Source organism: Streptomyces sp. PH9007 (assembly GCF_059813725.1).
This window is the reverse complement of sequence record NZ_CM187440.1, coordinates 4,127,759-4,143,009: the sequence shown is the minus strand read 5'-3', so window position 1 is coordinate 4,143,009 and position 15,251 is coordinate 4,127,759. Positions and strand designations below refer to the sequence as shown.

Here is a 15,251-nt window from a genome sequence, read left to right as displayed (position 1 = left end):
GGGGCATTCTTGCTGTTCCGCGACTCCGCCGCAGTGGTCGGCGCCGAGTGCCTCTCTGGTGCCTTGTTCTTTCGTCTGACGGAGCAGTACGTGCGCGCGCACGGTCACAAGCCGACTCCGTCCGAGGTCCGTTCGTGGGAGCGGAGCATCCCCGTCCTCGCGAGCGTGCTCAACGAGGCGGGGCTGGGGCAGGTGGAGGTGCTCCTGGAATACGGCCTGCCGCTGAGCAGCAAGCGGGCGGACGCCGTGTTGGCGGGGGTTCACCCCAAGAGCGGCCAGCCGTCATACGTCGTCGTGGAGCTCAAGCAATGGAGCAGCGCGGAGCCCGAAGACGGCGATCCCTCGCTGTGCCGTATTGACGCCTACGCCCGGGCGGTGCTGAACCCCGTCGACCAGGTGCGCGGCTACTGCGAGTACCTCATCGCTTTCAATGGAGCGGTCGCCGAGCACCCGGATCGGGTCCACGGGGCCGCGTACCTGCACAACGCCACGGAGTTCGGTGTCAGCGGGCTTTTCGAGGCGGAACAGGACCAGTACGGCCAGCTCTTCATCGGTGCACGCCGGGGCGAATTCATCGACTTTCTGCGTATGAGGCTGGCACCGCGATCCGGCGCTTCGGCCGCAGACGAGTTGCTCCATGGGAAGATCGGTCCGTCCCGGCAACTCATGGCGGTAGCCGCCCGAGAAGTGCGCGAACGTGAGCAGTTCGTGTTGCTGGACGAACAGCAAATCGCTTACCGCACCGTCATCAACGCCGTCCGCCGCGCCACACGATCCGATCACAAGGAAGTCGTGATCGTCACCGGCGGACCCGGAACCGGCAAGAGCGTCATCGCGCTGTCGCTCTTGGGTGAGTTGTACCGGCAGGGCAGCACGGCGCTGCACGCGACAGGCTCCAACTCTTTCACGACCACCATGAGAAAGGTGGCAGGGGCCCGGAAGCCCGAGGTAAAGAACCTCTTCAAGTACTTCAACAGCTTCATGACCGCCGAGCGCAATGGTCTCGATGTCCTGATCTGCGATGAGGCTCACCGCGTCCGGGAGACATCGGCCAACCGCTACACGCCCGCGTCGAACCGCACAGGCAAAGCCCAGATCGAGGAGCTCATCGACGCGGCACGCGTTCCGGTCTTCCTGCTCGATCAACACCAGGTGGTTCGGCCAGGTGAGATGGGCACGGTTGAGGAGATCGATCTCGCTGCGAAGAAGAAGGGACTCCGTTGTCGGGTGATTCCGTTGGACAGTCAGTTCCGGTGCGGTGGCAGTGATGCCTATCTGCGATGGGTGGTACGGCTGTTGGGGCTTGAGACGGGCGGCCCCGTGCAGTGGGAGCCCGACGGAAAGATGCAACTCATGGTCGCGGACAGTCCTCAGGAATTGGAAGCGTTCCTCGAGAATCGCCGCTCGCAGGGGTACAGCGCACGGATGTCTGCAGGTTACTGCTGGAAGTGGACCAAGAAGGTGCCGCCCGGGCAGACACTGCCCGCAGACGTCGTCATCGGGGAGTGGGAGCGGCCCTGGAACGTCTTCGGGGACCGCTCCGTCCAAGGCGCGCCTCCGGCGGCGTTGTGGGCGACCGATCCGGCCGGTTTTGGGCAAGTGGGTTGCGTGTACACGGCGCAGGGCTTCGAGTACGACTGGAGCGGCGTGATCATCGGACCTGACCTCGTCTGGCGCGGCGACCGCTGGGTCATCGATCGTTCGGCGTCCAAGGATCCGGTCTTCAAGAAGACAACCCCGGACGCCGATGTGGATCGGCTGATCCGCAACACGTACAAGGTGCTGCTGACACGAGGAATGATCGGCACGGTGGTGTATTCAACCGATACGGAAACGCGTCAGAGGCTCCGTACCCTGACCGGCGCGAGCTCCAGCCTTACAGCCGTGTGACCCCTGGGCAGACATGTGCAGCAGACCAGGACCTGTCCGTGGGTGGGTCGGACCATTTTGCACCGGCCGCATGACCCTCGCGGACTCTCCGGCGTCGACGTCAGCGCCCGCGTCCAGAGCTGGAGGCGTCTCATCAGATCGTCTGTGAGGTAGGCACAGCAGTTTTCGTGGCTGCGGAACCGGCAGGCACCGGCAGAAGCCGGTACCCGCCGGGCGGCTCAGCGCCGGTGCCGGCGGGAGCCGGATTCGCGATGGCGTCCGTGCGAGCTGTGCGAGCCGTGCGAGGAGGACTCTCCCCCGCGTCGGCTTCTCGACGAGCCCGACTCCTGCGCCTGCGCCTGCTCCTGTTCCCGGCGACGGGCGGCCGCGGCCCGCGCCTCCTCCCGCAACAGGGCGTAGCGGAACTCGTAACTGTGCGTGTGGCCGCTTTCCACCTGACGCTGGTAGAAGGCGTTGAAGTTGCCCTCATTGGCGAACAGGTTGGCCCCCCCTGTCACCCCCGCGGCGTTCATGATCTCCCGGTGCGTCATGCCGTTGTCGTACTCGATCCGTTCCACCTCCATCGCGTAGAACTGCGCGGGATCCCACCCGGCGGCCTCGGCGTCGTCGTCGATACGGCCGCTGCGCGTAGCCGCGTCCAGGGCGACACGGCGGGCGTCCGCCGCGGCGTTGAGGATCTCGAACACCGCGGTCCCCCCGAGATGCACGGGGTCCGCCAGCCTGGAGTTCAGCACGATCGTACGGCTGCCCGCCCGCCATTCACCGGGCGTTCCGCCCTGCGTACGGCCGAGTTGCACGGTGATGGAGCCGGCTCTCGACAGTTCCGTGGAGAAGTAGGAGGACACGTCGGCCACGAATCCGAAGATCTGGCCCATCAACTGGCCGCTCCTCTCACTCGTGAACCGCACCCCGCCGATCGAGCCGCTGAACGGCTGCTCGACGGGCGAGGGCGTCCGGTGGTCCGAGCCGTAGGCCAGGTCCGAGTCGTCGCTGTCCCGCCTCCGGGCGCGCTGGACGCTCTGACTCGTCCTGCTGTTGCCGGCCAGGCGCTGGAGCGACAGGACGTCCGCGAAGTGCTGCGGCATCGTGGACTCCCGCCGGCGTGAACTCCCGGCAGGAGACCGTTCCCCCGATTCCCGGCGCGTCCCGCCCGACTGCTCACCACGTCCGGATCGTGATCCCATGCGCCGCTCCCTGGTCTCGTCCCTGACTCACCGGTGTCCGAAGGGAACGACCGGCGGAAGACGCTCGGGGCGGAGACAACACGCGCCGCCGGAACTCCCGTTCGCCCTGTTCCCCCTGAAGAGAACACCCCCCGAGGGGGAGGTTAACCCACCATCACACCGATCTCGGCGGTCCCTACGAGCGTCCCGCCGCCCGTCGCCGGGCACCGGCCGCACCACCGCCACCGGGCTGCCCTCGCGGGTCGCCGGAAAGTGTCCACCCATGCCGCCCCCGCGCTTCCCACAGGGGACCCGGAACTGCCCTTCGGGTACACCGGGAAACGACGAACCGGACCGGCGCAGAAAGAACGCAGGCGCATCCACCGGGGCTCCACGTCGCGACGAAGAAGCATCCCGCCCTCAGAAGACCAAGCCGCGGGGCGGACGGCGCCGGATCATCCGTGAACCGGTCGCCCTGTCAGGATCGGGTCCAGGACGAAAGAGGTACACGCATGGCACGACAGGCTCACTCCCCCGCCCCCGGAACGGCACCCGCGCCCAGGTCGGCCCTGCTGACCCGCCGCGCGCCCGCCGGCCCCAGGGCGGCCGTCCTGTTCCTGCACGGCGGCCGGACCGAAAGCCGGGACCGGTCACGCCCCTGGCACCTGGCAGCCCTGCGGATGCGCCCCTTCATCCGTGCGGTGGCCGGGGCCCAGGACGATGTCGTCGTCGGCAGCGTCCGCTACCGGGTGCGGGGCTGGAACGGCCGGGACGAGGACCCGCTGCGGGACACCCGCCGGGCACTGGCGGAACTCTCCCAGCGCTTCCCCGGCATCCCCACGATCCTCGTGGGCCACTCGATGGGCGGCCGCGCCGCATTGCGCGCCGCGGACTCACCCCAGGTCTCGGCCGTCCTCGCGCTGGCGCCCTGGTGCCCCGACGGGGAACCGGTCGATCATCTGAAGGGGAAGCACGTCGTCGTTCTGCACGGCGACCGCGACCGGATCACCGACCCCCGCGCGTCCCAGTCCTTCGCCCACCGGGCCCGCGCCGCGGGCGCCCGAGCCGACGTCACCCTGGTCCCCGGCGGGGACCACGCGATGCTCCGCCACAGCACCTACTGGCACCGCACCGTGGCCTCCACCGTCACAGACCTTCTGGCCAACCTGCCAACACTTCCCCACACACCGGTACCCAGCACGGACCCGGCACGATGAACGCCGGAATCGACACCGTCACCGATGCGTCTCACATCGGCCCGGCCGGCACGCGGTTGTGCACACATGGGACACTTGGCACCTTTGCCTCATGACGCAGCCACTGCCCAGAAAGTCCATCCGCGACGTGCGTGCACACCTGGCGGAGGTACTGCGCACGTCCAGGACGCCGCCGCCTGCGTGTCGGGGATGATCGCGTCGTCTACACGCTCGACGACGGAGAGTTGGCGGTCTGGGTCGCGCACGTAGGACATCGGTCCACTTCAACGACACCTGGCCAGACGAAGGGGTCGGACTCGACCGAGCCCGACCCCTGCCTCGTCCGGTCAGACGTTGAAGCGGAAGTCCACCACGTCGCCGTCGCGCATCACGTAGTCCTTGCCCTCCACCCGGGCCTTGCCCTGGGCGCGGGCCTCGGCGGTGGAGCCGGTGGCGATCAGGTCCTCGTAGGAGATGACCTCCGCCTTGATGAAGCCCTTCTGGAAGTCGGTGTGGATGACACCGGCCGCCTCGGGGGCGGTGGCGCCCTTGGGGATGGTCCAGGCGCGGGCTTCCTTGGGGCCTGCCGTCAGGTAGGTCTGCAGGCCCAGCGTCTCGAAGCCGACCCGGGCGAGCTTCGCCAGGCCCGGCTCGTCCTGGCCCACCGACTCCAGCAGCTCCAGCGCGTCCTCGTCGGACAGCTCGGCGAGGTCGGCCTCCAGCTTGGCGTTCAGGAAGACCGCCTCGGCCGGGGCCACCAGGGCCCGCTGCTCGTCCTTGAAGGTCTCGTCGGTCAGCTCGTCCTCGTCCACGTTGAAGACGTACAGGAACGGCTTGACGGTCAGCAGGTGCAGCTCGCGCAGCGGCTCGGCGCGCTCGCTGCCCTGGATGATGCCGGCCGAGAACAGGGTGCGGCCGTCCTCCAGGATGGCCTGGGCCTCCTCGACCGCCTTGACCACCGGCAGCCGGTCCTTCTTGATCCGCGACTCCTTCTGGAGCCGGGGCAGCACCTTCTCCACGGTCTGGAGGTCGGCCAGGATCAGCTCGGTGTCGATCGTCTCGATGTCGCTCTTGGGCGAGACCTTGCCGTCCACGTGGATGACGTTCTCGTCCTTGAAGGCCCGGATGACCTGGCAGATGGCGTCCGACTCGCGGATGTTCGCCAGGAACTTGTTGCCCAGGCCCTCGCCCTCGCTGGCGCCGCGCACGATCCCGGCGATGTCCACGAAGTCCACCGTGGCCGGCAGCTGGCGCTGGGAGCCGAAGACCTTGGCCAGCTCGCCCAGCCGGGCGTCCGGCACGCCGACCACGCCGATGTTCGGCTCGATGGTGGCGAACGGATAGTTGGCCGCCAGCACGTCGTTCTTGGTCAGGGCGTTGAACAGGGTCGACTTGCCGACATTCGGCAGACCGACGATTCCGATCGTGAGCGACACGTGACGACTTCCCGTAGCGAGGAGAAAAGGGCCGTCCTCCAGTCTACGGGCGCGGGCACGAGGCCGACCGCGACTCCGGGCGCACAGTCATATGGAACGTCAAGCGTGTCCATACCCGCCTGGCCCCCGTCCGGCGGCTTACGTTGGACCTGTGGAATACAGTACGCACACAACCGAGCACCCTCGGCAATATCCCGCCGTGGTGCGGACGAGTGTGCCCCGGCCCGCCGGGCAGGCGGCGATGCGGAACCGCCCGCGTACCCGCCCCGTGCCCCCCGTGCTGGCGGCACTCTCCCGACTCCCCCGTCCCCGGCTGACCGGACTCGGCTGCGGGGTGCTGGCCACCGTCGCGATGGTCGGCGCCGCCTGGCTGTGCGAGCCGATGGGCGGCGCCCCTTCCCTGTACGGGGTGCTGTTCATCCTCGCCTGCGCCGTCGCGGCGCTGTGGGTGCGGCCGGCCGATCTCATCTGTGCCCCGGTGGCCGCCCCCATCGCCTTCGCGATCGGGCTCGTCACCACCCTGGGGCCGATGGCCGCCGTCACCGAGCTGGCGCTGCGCGCGCCGTGGCTGTTCGGCGGGACGGCCACCGCCGCCGGTCTGGCGCTGCTGCGCGGGATCGGGGTGGCCGTCGGCCGGATCAGGAGGCGGCGGCGCCGGGCCGCCTCCTCGCGCCAGGGCTTGTCTGACGGATAGCGCCGTTGAGGCCGGGCGGGATCCGTCAGGCAAGCCCTGGTCAGCCCGCGGCCTTCGCGGCGGCCTCGGCGCGCAGGTCGCGGCGGAGTTCCTTGGGGAGCGAGAACTGGATGTGCTCCTCGGTGGGCTGCACCAGCTCGACGTCGACGTAGCCACGCTCGGAGAGCCACTCCAGCACGCCCTCGACCAGCACCTCGGGCACCGAGGCGCCGGAGGACAGGCCCACGGTGGTGACGCCGTTCAGCCATGCCTCGTCGATCTCCGAGGCGTTGTCCACCAGGTGCGCGGCGCCGGCTCCGGCGCCGAGGGCGACCTCCACCATCCGGACGGAGTTCGAGGAGTTCTTCGAGCCGACCACCAGCACCAGGTCGGCGTCGGCCGCCACCTGCTTGATGGCCAGCTGGCGGTTCTGCGTGGCGTAGCAGATGTCGTCGCTGGGCGGGCTGAGCAGATTGGGGAAGCGCCCCTTGAGGGCGTCCACCGTCTCCATGGTCTCGTCGACCGACAGGGTGGTCTGGGAGAGCCACACGACCTTGTCCGGGTCGGGCACCTGGACCGTGGCGGCGTCGGCGGGACCGTCGACCAGGGTGATGTGCTCGGGGGCCTCGCCGCTGGTGCCGATGACCTCCTCGTGACCCTCGTGGCCGATGAGCAGGATCTGGTAGTTGTCCTGGGCGAACCGCACCGCTTCCTTGTGCACCTTGGTGACCAGCGGGCAGGTGGCGTCGATGGTGGCGAGCTTGCCGCGCTCGGCCTCCCGGTGCACCTCGGGGGCGACTCCGTGCGCGGAGAAGATCACGATGGAGCCCTCGGGGACCTCGGCGGTCTCCTCGACGAAGACGGCGCCTTTGCGCTCCAGCGTCTGCACCACGTACTTGTTGTGGACGATCTCGTGCCGGACGTATATCGGGGCGCCGTACTGTTCGAGGGCCGCTTCCACGGCGAGGACGGCGCGGTCCACGCCCGCGCAGTAGCCCCGGGGGGCGGCGAGCAGGACGCGGCGGGCGGGCTCGGCGGTGGCGGGAAGTGCTGGGTCGGCCATGTCTCCCATCGTACGCAGGGCCCCGCGGGCGGGCGGCGGTGCGGGCGGTCCGGGGGCGGTGGGCGGGAACTGTCGGTGGGCGGCGCTAGCGTTGCGGGCATGGCGGTACAGACGACGGCGGAGCAGCCGATGCCGGTCGGCGAGGTGTCCCGGCTGATCGGCGGGTGGATCGACCGGCTGGGCGCGGTGTGGGTGGAGGGGCAGATCACCCAGATCTCGCGCCGGCCGGGGGCGGGCGTGGTGTTCCTCACGTTGCGCGACCCGTCCCACGACATCTCACTGACGGTCACCTGTTTCCGAGGTGTGTTCGATCGTGTGGCGGATGTCATCGGCGAGGGCGCGCGGGTGGTGGTGTTCGGCAAGCCGGAGTGGTACGCCCCGCGTGGGCAGTTGTCGCTGCGGGCGACCGATCTGCGGGCGGTGGGCGTCGGGGAGCTGCTGGCGCGGCTGGAAGCACTGAAGAAGTCGCTGGCGTCCGAGGGGCTGTTCGCGCCCGAGCGCAAGCGCCCGCTGCCGTTTCTGCCCGGGTGCGTGGGCCTGGTCACCGGGCGGGCGTCGGCGGCCGAGCGCGATGTGCTGCAGAACGCCCGGCTGCGGTGGCCGGCGGTGCGGTTCGCGGTGCGCAATGTGGCGGTCCAGGGGGTGCACGCCGTTCCGCAGGTCATCGAGGCGCTCCAGGAACTGGACGCCGACCCCGAGGTCGATGTGATCATCGTGGCGCGGGGCGGCGGGAGTGTGGAGGATCTGCTGCCGTTCTCGGACGAGGCGCTGATCCGGGCGGTGTCCGCGGCCCGTACGCCGGTGGTCTCGGCCATCGGGCACGAGCCGGACTCGCCGCTGCTGGACCTGGTGGCGGACCTGCGGGCCTCCACGCCCACCGACGCCGCCAAGCGGACGGTGCCCGATGTGGGCGAGGAGCAGTCCCGGGTGCGGCAGTTGCGCGAGCGCGGCCGGTGGGTGCTGGAGACGTACCTGGACCGTGAGGAGCGGGGGCTGGCGGCGGCCGTCAGCCGGCCGGTGCTGGCCGAGCCGCAGCGGATGATCGCCGGACGCGCGGAGGAGATCGAGGCCCTGGTGGCCAGGTCGCGGCGCACCCTGGGGCATCTGCTGGAGCGGGCGGAGGCCGATCTGACGCACACCAGGGCGCGGGTGGTGGCGCTGTCGCCGGCGGCCACCCTGCGGCGCGGCTACGCCGTGCTCCAGCGCGCGGACGGTGCGGCGGTGCGGGACCCGGCCGAGGTGGCGTCCGGTGAGACGCTGCGGGCACGGGTGGCCGAGGGAGCGTTCACGGTGACGGTGGACGGTCCGGATCAGGAGCAGGGACGGGCGGAACAGCGATGACGGACGGCGGACACGAGGTGGCGGACATGGCGGAAGCGGACACGGACCCGGCGCTCAGCTACGAGCAGGCGCGGGACGAGCTGATCGATGTGGTCCGCCGGCTGGAGGCGGGCGGGGTCACTCTGGAGGAGTCCCTGGCGCTGTGGGAGCGCGGCGAGGAGCTGGCGAAGATCTGCGCCGGCTGGCTGGCCGGTGCCCGGGCCAGGCTCGACCAGGCCCTGCGGGCCCAGGAGGCGGCGGAAGCCGCCGGAGGGGACGCGGAGCGGGAGGAATGACGGGCAAGAGGGAATAGCGGACGGACGCGTCGGGGTTGGCGGGGCGGGGAAGTCTCCCCTGGCCCGGTGGCACGGCCCCGGGTCCCGTACTCCCGATGAAAGGCACCGTCCCGATGACCCTCGCCCTCGACCCCACCGCGCAGGATCTGCTGTTCCGCGAGGCGCACACCGCCAACACGTTCACCGCGGAGCCGGTGAGCGAGGAGCAGATCCAGGCGGTGTACGACCTGATCAAGCTGGCGCCGACCGCGTTCAACCAATCGCCGCTGCGGATCACCCTGCTGCGCTCGCGCGAGGCCAGGGAGCGGCTGCTGCCGCTGATGTCGCGGGGCAACCGGGACAAGACCGGCAGCGCGCCGCTGACGGCCATCCTCTCGGTGGACCTGGACTTCCACGAGAAGCTGCCCCGGCTGCTGCCGGTGCGGCCCACCCTCAAGGACGACATGTACGGGGAGGCGGAGCTGCGCGAGCGGCACGGCAGCTTCAACGCGACGCTCCAGGCCGGGTACTTCCTGCTGGGCGTGCGGGCGGCGGGGCTGGCGGCCGGCCCGATGAGCGGCTTCGACGCGCAGGGCGTCGACAAGGAGTTCTTCGGCGACGGCCGGCAGAAGGCGCTGCTGGTGGTGAACATCGGCCGCCCGGGGCCTGACGCGTTCTTCCCGCGCAAGCCGCGTCTGGAGTACGCCGAGGCGGTCAGCGTGCTGTGAGCCCCTTCCGGCTCACTGCCCGGCGGACCTGACCCGGAGCGATCCGGCCAGCTCCGTCAGCTGTGCGCGGGGGGCGGTGCCGGTGACCACGGTGGTCACCTCCGCCCCCTCCAGCACGAGGGCGTCGTACCGCGACCCCTCGTACCAGGCCCACTCCTCGCCGCCGAGGGACACGGTCTCGCCGGTGTCCTCGGCGCCCTGGGTGGCGTCGGCGATGAAGGGCGCGGGGTCGCCGTCCGCCTGGACGAGCCCGGCGTATTCGTTGTCCGGGTCCACGAAGCCGAGTTTCCAGGTGGCGCCGAACGGGTCGGTGGCGCGGTACCGCACCGAGGTGGCCCGCCAGTCGTCCGGCAGCCCTTCGGGGGCGAGGAGTGCGTACGGCGCGGCGCGGGCCGCGAGATCGGCCTCGGCCTCGTAGCTGATGGGCTTGACCGGGTCCGCGCCGGCGTCGCCGCCGGGGGCGAACAGGTACAGCCCGAACGACACGGCCGTGATCACCGCCATGGACAGCACCATGTCGCGGGCCGACTTCAGCTTGGGCCGCTTGGGCGGCGCCTGCGCCTCCGCCGCCGGGGCCTCGTCCGCCGGGCCGGTCTGCTCGCTCTTCTCGGTCACGTCCGCATCGCTCGCCACCCGTCCATCGTCCCGTATGCCCCGGACGGGCGCGGAACCGCCCCCGGGGTCGCTCATCAGATGGGCACTCTGCTCAGGTGTACGAATTCCGGCTAAAGTCATGAGCACCCTCATCCAGCGGCCAAGCCGCGCAGAAAGGTGCGTTCCGATGCCCGACCATCATCTTCCGCAGCCGCTCGAAGTGGCTCCCGAGGCACCTGACCGCAACCTGGCCCTGGAGCTGGTACGGGTCACCGAGGCCGGGGCGATGGCCTCGGGCCGCTGGGTGGGCCGGGGCGACAAGAACGGCGCGGACGGCGCCGCCGTGAAGGCCATGCGGGCGCTGGTCTCCACCGTGTCGATGAACGGCGTGGTCGTCATCGGCGAGGGGGAGAAGGACGAGGCCCCGATGCTGTACAACGGCGAGCGGGTGGGCGACGGCACCGGCCCCGAGTGCGATGTGGCCGTGGACCCGGTGGACGGGACGACGCTGACCGCCAAGGGCATGGGCAACGCGGTCTCGGTGCTGGCGGTGGCCGAGCGCGGCGCGATGTTCGACCCGAGCGCGGTGTTCTACATGGACAAGCTGGCGACCGGGCCCGAGGCCGCCGAGTTCGTGGACATCGACGCGCCGCCCGCCGTGAACGTGCGCCGCGTCGCCAAGGCGAAGGGCGGCGCGCCGGGCGATGTGACCGTGGTGATCCTGGACCGGCCGCGCCACGACGATCTGGTGCGGCAGGTCCGTGAGGCGGGCGCCCGGGTGAAGCTGATCTCGGACGGGGACGTGGCCGGCGCCATCATGAGCGTGCGCGAGGGCACCGGGGCCGACCTGCTGCTGGGCATCGGCGGGACCCCGGAGGGCATCATCGCGGCCTGCGCCATCAAGTGCCTGGGCGGCACCATCCAGGGCAAGCTGTGGCCCAAGGACGAGACGGAGAAGCGGGCGGCTCTGGACGCCGGGCACGATCTGGACCGGGTGCTGCACACGGACGACCTGGTGCGCGGGGAGAACGTCTTCTTCGTGGCGACCGGCATCACGGACGGCGAGTTGCTGCGCGGGGTGCGCTACCGGCCCGAGACCGCCACCACCCAGTCACTGGTGATGCGTTCGCGCTCGGGCACCATCCGGCAGATCGACTCCACGCACCGGCTGTCCAAGCTGCGCGCGTACAGCGCGGTGGACTTCGACCGGGGCAAGTGAGCCCGTACGAAAGAGGGCCGGGGTGGGACGGCCGGCTCCCGGGGGCCGGCCCGCGCACGGGTGCGGGCCGGCCGGCGGGTGGCGTGCCCGGCCGGTGTGGGGGCCGGTCAGGCGACGCGCGTGGTGCTGCCGCTGGTGGCCTCGCGGCGGCGGCGCCGGCTGAGCACCACGCGGCGTTCGGCGGCGGTCAGGCCGCCCCACACCCCGTACGGCTCGGGCTGGAGCAGCGCGTGCTCCCGGCATTCGAGCAGCACCGGGCAGCGCGCGCACACGGCCTTGGCGGCCTGTTCGCGGGAGAGCCGGGCCGCGGTGGGCTCCTGGGAGGGGGCGAAGAAGAGTCCTGCCTCATCCCGCCGACACGCTGCCTCGGAGTGCCATGGCCCCGCCAGGTCTCTCGAACTGCGCTGAGCCGGGACGGCCGGTGACCACTGGGACTCTTGGGGCGGTGACGATTGCAGCACAGTCAAACTCCTGACGACGGCTACCGGGGGTCGCTCATGGCTGGCTAAGAGACCCTCACCCGGACCGGACCAGTCCCCAACTGAATGGAGAGTGCCTTTCCCACCTCGCGCGGCCATACGAGTGACGGTCCCCCGAGCCCTACCCGCTGTACGCGTGCTTATGCACGGAGCAACCACACGGGCGTCCGCATCCGTCACTTCAGGCGGACATCTCAGGCATCAACGGAGATTCCGCACCGCTTTCCCCGGCACCGGCCGCGCCTCGACGGATCCGAAGACGGCCGCGCCCTTGACCATGATCACCGGGGCGCCCGGGTCGCCGGAGACCATCTCCACCACTTCGAAGCTGCCCAGCACCCCGGTGCCGCCGGTGCGCACGGTGACGTTCTCCGGGACCTTGATCTCCACGCTGCCGAAGACGGCGGTGGCGTCGATGGTCACGTAGGGCTGGTCGAAGATCGCCTCGGTCAGGTCGAGTTCGACGCTGCCGAAGACCGCGGAGGCCACCGTGCGCAGTCCGATCCGCCAGCGGCCGGTCCGGTTGGCGGCGCTGAAGACGGCGACCACGCTGCGCGGCCCCTCGGGCACCACCATCTGACCGCCGTGCGGCGGGGCATGGTGCGGGGCGGGGGCCGGGGGCGGCGGGGCGGTGCGCTGCCCGGCGGGCAGATCGCGGATCAGCGGCTCCAGTTCGCCCAGGGTCTTGGCCCGGTAGACGGACTCGATGCGCTCGGAGTGCTCCTCCGCGTCCAGCCGGCCCTCGGCCAGCGCCTCGCGCAGGATGTCCGCGATCCGGTCCCGGTCCGCGTCGGAGGCACGTACGGAATCCGGCGCGGCGTGCGGCACGGGGGCCGGTGCGGCGGGCTTGGCCAGCGGCACGGCGGGGGGCTTTTCGGAAGTCACCCCCTCAGGCTACCGATTCGCGATACATCGCGACCACCCCCTTGCCATAAAGTGATATCACATTGCTAAGGTGGGGCACGGCCGCACCGGCCGCCGTGACAGGAACGGGGACACCATGACCACTGGCAGTGAACTCACCGTCGACACACCCCAGATGCCCGAACCCCGGGTCAGGGAGACGCCCGCGCACAGCATTCCGGGCGGGCTCGCCCTGCTGCTCACCTTCCTGGGCACCGTGGCGAGCATCGGCATAGGCATCGGCGGCATCGTGCTCGCCAACGACGAATCCGTCGGCATGGGCGTGCTGCTCATCGTCGCGGGCTCACTGCTCTTCCTGGTCTCGGTCTTCATGATGAGCGGGCTCAACATGGTCGCCCCCGGCGAGGCGCGGGTGGTGCAGTTCTTCGGCCGCTACTCGGGCACCATCCGCAAGGACGGGCTGCGCTGGGTCAACCCGCTGACCACCCGCACCAAGATCTCCACCCGGGTGCGCAACCACGAGACCGCGGTCCTGAAGGTCAACGACGCGCACGGCAACCCGATCGAACTGGCCGGGGTCATCGTCTGGAAGGTCGAGGACACCGCGCAGGCCAGCTTCGAGGTGGACGACTTCGTGGAGTTCGTCTCCACCCAGACCGAGTCCGCGCTGCGTCACATCGCCATCGAGTACCCCTACGACGCGCACGGCCAGGACGAACTGTCGCTGCGCGGCGACGCGGAGGAGATCACCGAGAAGCTGGCCGTGGAGCTGACGGCGCGGGTGCAGGCCGCCGGGGTGCGGATCATCGAGGCCCGGTTCACGCACCTCGCCTACGCCCCCGAGATCGCCTCCGCGATGCTCCAGCGCCAGCAGGCCGGCGCCGTGGTCGCGGCCCGCGAGACCATCGTGGAGGGCGCCTGCGGCATGGTCGAGACGGCGCTCGCCCGCATCACCGAACTCGACATCGTCGAGCTGGACGAGGAGCGCAAGGCCGCCATGGTCTCCAACCTGCTGGTCGTGCTGTGCGGCAACCACTCGCCCCAGCCCGTGCTGAACACCGGGTCCCTCTACCAGTGACGGACCCCGCGGAGCCCACCGAGCCCCCCGCGCCGTCGGAGCGCCCCGCGCGGCCCGCCCGCAAGCAGGTGCTGCTGCGGCTCGACCCGGCCGTCCACGACGCGCTCGCGCGCTGGGCCGCGGACGAGCTGCGCAGCACCAACGCGCAGATCGACTATCTGCTGCGGCAGGCGATGCGGGAGGCCGGGCGGCTGCCGGGCGACGCCCGCCCGCCCCCGCGGCGCGGCCGGCCGCCCCGGCAGAGCCGCAGACTCGGGGGCGAGGGCGAGGGCGAGAGCCGGGGCAGGGGCGACGGGGCGGGCGCTAGGGACGGCTGATACGCACCGGCAGCGGGCGCAGCGCCCGGCGCAGGGCGCGCGCCAGCGTCTCGAACTCCGCCGTGCGCGCCGTCCCGGTGCGCATCACCAGCGCTATCCGCCGGGTGGGCGCCGGATCGGCGAAGAACCCGGTGGCCAGCTCCTCGCTGCGCGCCGTCTCCACCTTCAGGGCGGTGCGCGGCAGCAGGGTCACCCCCAGGCCGCCCGCCACCAGCTGCACCAGCGTGGAGAGCCCGGCCGCGCTGGCCGCCATGGTGGCCCCCGCCTCGCGCCCCGCCTCCTGGCAGATCTCCAGCGCCTGATCGCGCAGGCAGTGCCCCTCGTCCAGCAGGATCAGGTCGAGATCGCGCAGCGCGGCGCGCGGGATGTCGCGGCAGCCGGCCAGCGGATGGCCGTGCGGCAGGACGAGCGCGAAGTCCTCGTCGTACAGCGGCAGCTCGGTCACCCCCGGATACCCCAGGGGCACGGCGAGCAGCAGCGCGTCCAGCCGACCGCCGGTGAGCCCCTCCAGAAGCTCCGCGGTGCGCTCCTCGTGCACCCGTGGTTCCAGGTCGGGGAACTCCTCGCGGATCAGCCGCAGCACGGTCGGCAGCAGGTACGGCGCGCAGGTGGGGATGACGCCCAGCCGCAGCGCCCCGGTGAACGGCGCCCGGGCGGCCTCGGCCTCCTCCACCAGCTCCCGTACGGTCTCCAGCACGGAGCGGGCCCGTACGGCCAGCCGTTCGCCGGCCGGGGAGAGCAGCACCTTGCGGGTGGTGCGCTCCAAGAGGGTGATATCGAGGGTTTCCTCCAGCGCGGCGACGGCGCCGGAAAGCGCCGGCTGGCTCATCCCGATGGCGGCCGCCGCCTCCCGGAAGTGCAGGTGCTCCGCCACCGCGGCGAACGCTCTCAGCTGCGCGAATGTGGGCTGTCTCGGCATGCCCGCGGGACCCGTCGTACCGGCCACTGATAACTAC

At 71.0% G+C, this 15,251-nt stretch carries 16 protein-coding genes and 1 pseudogene; 10 read left to right on the top strand and 7 right to left on the bottom strand.

The genetic code is table 11. From position 1 onward, the window contains the following. Nucleotides 1–9: 9 nt before the first annotated feature. On the top strand, nucleotides 10–1,890 hold the full coding sequence (locus tag ACTFAP_RS19160; RefSeq protein WP_495681671.1) for a DNA/RNA helicase domain-containing protein: 1,881 nt from the start codon (nucleotides 10–12) through the stop codon (nucleotides 1,888–1,890). 218 nt (nucleotides 1,891–2,108) lie between these two features. On the opposite strand, the gene ACTFAP_RS19155 is transcribed toward ACTFAP_RS19160, so the two are convergent. Next, nucleotides 2,109–2,975 carry a hypothetical protein gene (locus ACTFAP_RS19155; protein WP_495681670.1) on the bottom strand — a complete coding sequence of 289 codons (867 nt, stop codon included), beginning with the start codon at nucleotides 2,973–2,975 and terminating at the stop codon, nucleotides 2,109–2,111. 590 nt (nucleotides 2,976–3,565) lie between these two features. Here ACTFAP_RS19155 and ACTFAP_RS19150 point away from each other — a divergent pair. Then, entirely contained in the window at nucleotides 3,566–4,270 is a 705-nt protein-coding gene (locus ACTFAP_RS19150; RefSeq protein ID WP_495681669.1) for an alpha/beta fold hydrolase, read from the top strand. Between the two features lie 155 nt (nucleotides 4,271–4,425). After that, nucleotides 4,426–4,533 (top strand): annotated as a pseudogene (locus ACTFAP_RS19145) (type II toxin-antitoxin system RelE family toxin); the annotation flags it as partial. Between the two features lie 63 nt (nucleotides 4,534–4,596). Here the strand turns inward: ACTFAP_RS19145 and ychF are convergent. Further along, nucleotides 4,597–5,685, bottom strand: a complete 1,089-nt coding sequence (ychF, locus tag ACTFAP_RS19140) for a redox-regulated ATPase YchF (RefSeq protein ID WP_030737494.1) — start codon at nucleotides 5,683–5,685, stop codon at nucleotides 4,597–4,599. A 199-nt stretch (nucleotides 5,686–5,884) separates the two neighbouring features. On the opposite strand from ychF, the gene ACTFAP_RS19135 reads away from it, so the two are divergent. Continuing rightward, on the top strand, nucleotides 5,885–6,379 hold the full coding sequence (locus tag ACTFAP_RS19135; RefSeq protein ID WP_500466956.1) for a DUF6542 domain-containing protein: 495 nt from the start codon (nucleotides 5,885–5,887) through the stop codon (nucleotides 6,377–6,379). A gap of 40 nt (nucleotides 6,380–6,419) precedes the next feature. On the opposite strand, the gene ACTFAP_RS19130 is transcribed toward ACTFAP_RS19135, so the two are convergent. Beyond that, entirely contained in the window at nucleotides 6,420–7,430 is a 1,011-nt protein-coding gene (locus ACTFAP_RS19130) for a 4-hydroxy-3-methylbut-2-enyl diphosphate reductase (protein ID WP_390117445.1), read from the bottom strand. A gap of 90 nt (nucleotides 7,431–7,520) precedes the next feature. Here ACTFAP_RS19130 and xseA point away from each other — a divergent pair, with 90 nt between their 5' ends. From xseA to ACTFAP_RS19115, 3 genes are all read left to right on the top strand, one after another. Next, the gene (gene xseA / locus ACTFAP_RS19125) at nucleotides 7,521–8,762 is read left to right on the top strand and encodes an exodeoxyribonuclease VII large subunit (protein ID WP_495681666.1); all 1,242 of its coding nucleotides are present in this window, start codon (nucleotides 7,521–7,523) and stop codon (nucleotides 8,760–8,762) included. Next, a complete protein-coding gene (locus ACTFAP_RS19120) occupies nucleotides 8,759–9,037 on the top strand; it encodes an exodeoxyribonuclease VII small subunit (protein ID WP_495681665.1) in 279 nt (92 codons plus the stop codon). Before xseA ends, ACTFAP_RS19120 begins: the two co-directional genes overlap by 4 nt. A 113-nt stretch (nucleotides 9,038–9,150) precedes the next feature. Next, complete coding sequence (locus ACTFAP_RS19115) at nucleotides 9,151–9,744, top strand: malonic semialdehyde reductase (protein WP_500469497.1); 594 nt, start codon at nucleotides 9,151–9,153, stop codon at nucleotides 9,742–9,744. 12 nt (nucleotides 9,745–9,756) lie between these two features. Here ACTFAP_RS19115 and ACTFAP_RS19110 read toward each other — a convergent pair whose 3' ends face one another. Beyond that, nucleotides 9,757–10,377: a DUF4245 domain-containing protein gene (locus tag ACTFAP_RS19110; protein WP_500466955.1), complete on the bottom strand. Its 621-nt coding sequence runs from the start codon at nucleotides 10,375–10,377 to the stop codon at nucleotides 9,757–9,759. Between the two features lie 148 nt (nucleotides 10,378–10,525). Here ACTFAP_RS19110 and glpX point away from each other — a divergent pair, with 148 nt between their 5' ends. Continuing rightward, entirely contained in the window at nucleotides 10,526–11,557 is a 1,032-nt protein-coding gene (gene glpX / locus ACTFAP_RS19105; RefSeq protein WP_030737510.1) for a class II fructose-bisphosphatase, read from the top strand. Nucleotides 11,558–11,664: 107 nt separating this feature from the next. Here the strand turns inward: glpX and ACTFAP_RS19100 are convergent, their stop codons facing one another. Next, nucleotides 11,665–12,018: a WhiB family transcriptional regulator gene (locus ACTFAP_RS19100; RefSeq protein WP_386535112.1), complete on the bottom strand. Its 354-nt coding sequence runs from the start codon at nucleotides 12,016–12,018 to the stop codon at nucleotides 11,665–11,667. A gap of 219 nt (nucleotides 12,019–12,237) precedes the next feature. Beyond that, nucleotides 12,238–12,921: a DUF1707 SHOCT-like domain-containing protein gene (locus ACTFAP_RS19095; RefSeq protein WP_390117454.1), complete on the bottom strand. Its 684-nt coding sequence runs from the start codon at nucleotides 12,919–12,921 to the stop codon at nucleotides 12,238–12,240. A 115-nt stretch (nucleotides 12,922–13,036) separates the two neighbouring features. On the opposite strand from ACTFAP_RS19095, the gene ACTFAP_RS19090 reads away from it, so the two are divergent. Further along, complete coding sequence (locus ACTFAP_RS19090) at nucleotides 13,037–13,978, top strand: SPFH domain-containing protein (RefSeq protein ID WP_500466954.1); 942 nt, start codon at nucleotides 13,037–13,039, stop codon at nucleotides 13,976–13,978. Next, complete coding sequence (locus tag ACTFAP_RS19085; RefSeq protein WP_500466953.1) at nucleotides 13,975–14,295, top strand: type II toxin-antitoxin system antitoxin; 321 nt, start codon at nucleotides 13,975–13,977, stop codon at nucleotides 14,293–14,295. Before ACTFAP_RS19090 ends, ACTFAP_RS19085 begins: the two co-directional genes overlap by 4 nt. Here the strand turns inward: ACTFAP_RS19085 and ACTFAP_RS19080 are convergent. Beyond that, nucleotides 14,282–15,214 (bottom strand): hydrogen peroxide-inducible genes activator, encoded by a 933-nt coding sequence (locus ACTFAP_RS19080; RefSeq protein WP_500466952.1) that lies wholly within the window; start codon nucleotides 15,212–15,214, stop codon nucleotides 14,282–14,284. The genes ACTFAP_RS19085 and ACTFAP_RS19080 overlap by 14 nt on opposite strands. Nucleotides 15,215–15,251: the final 37 nt, after the last annotated feature.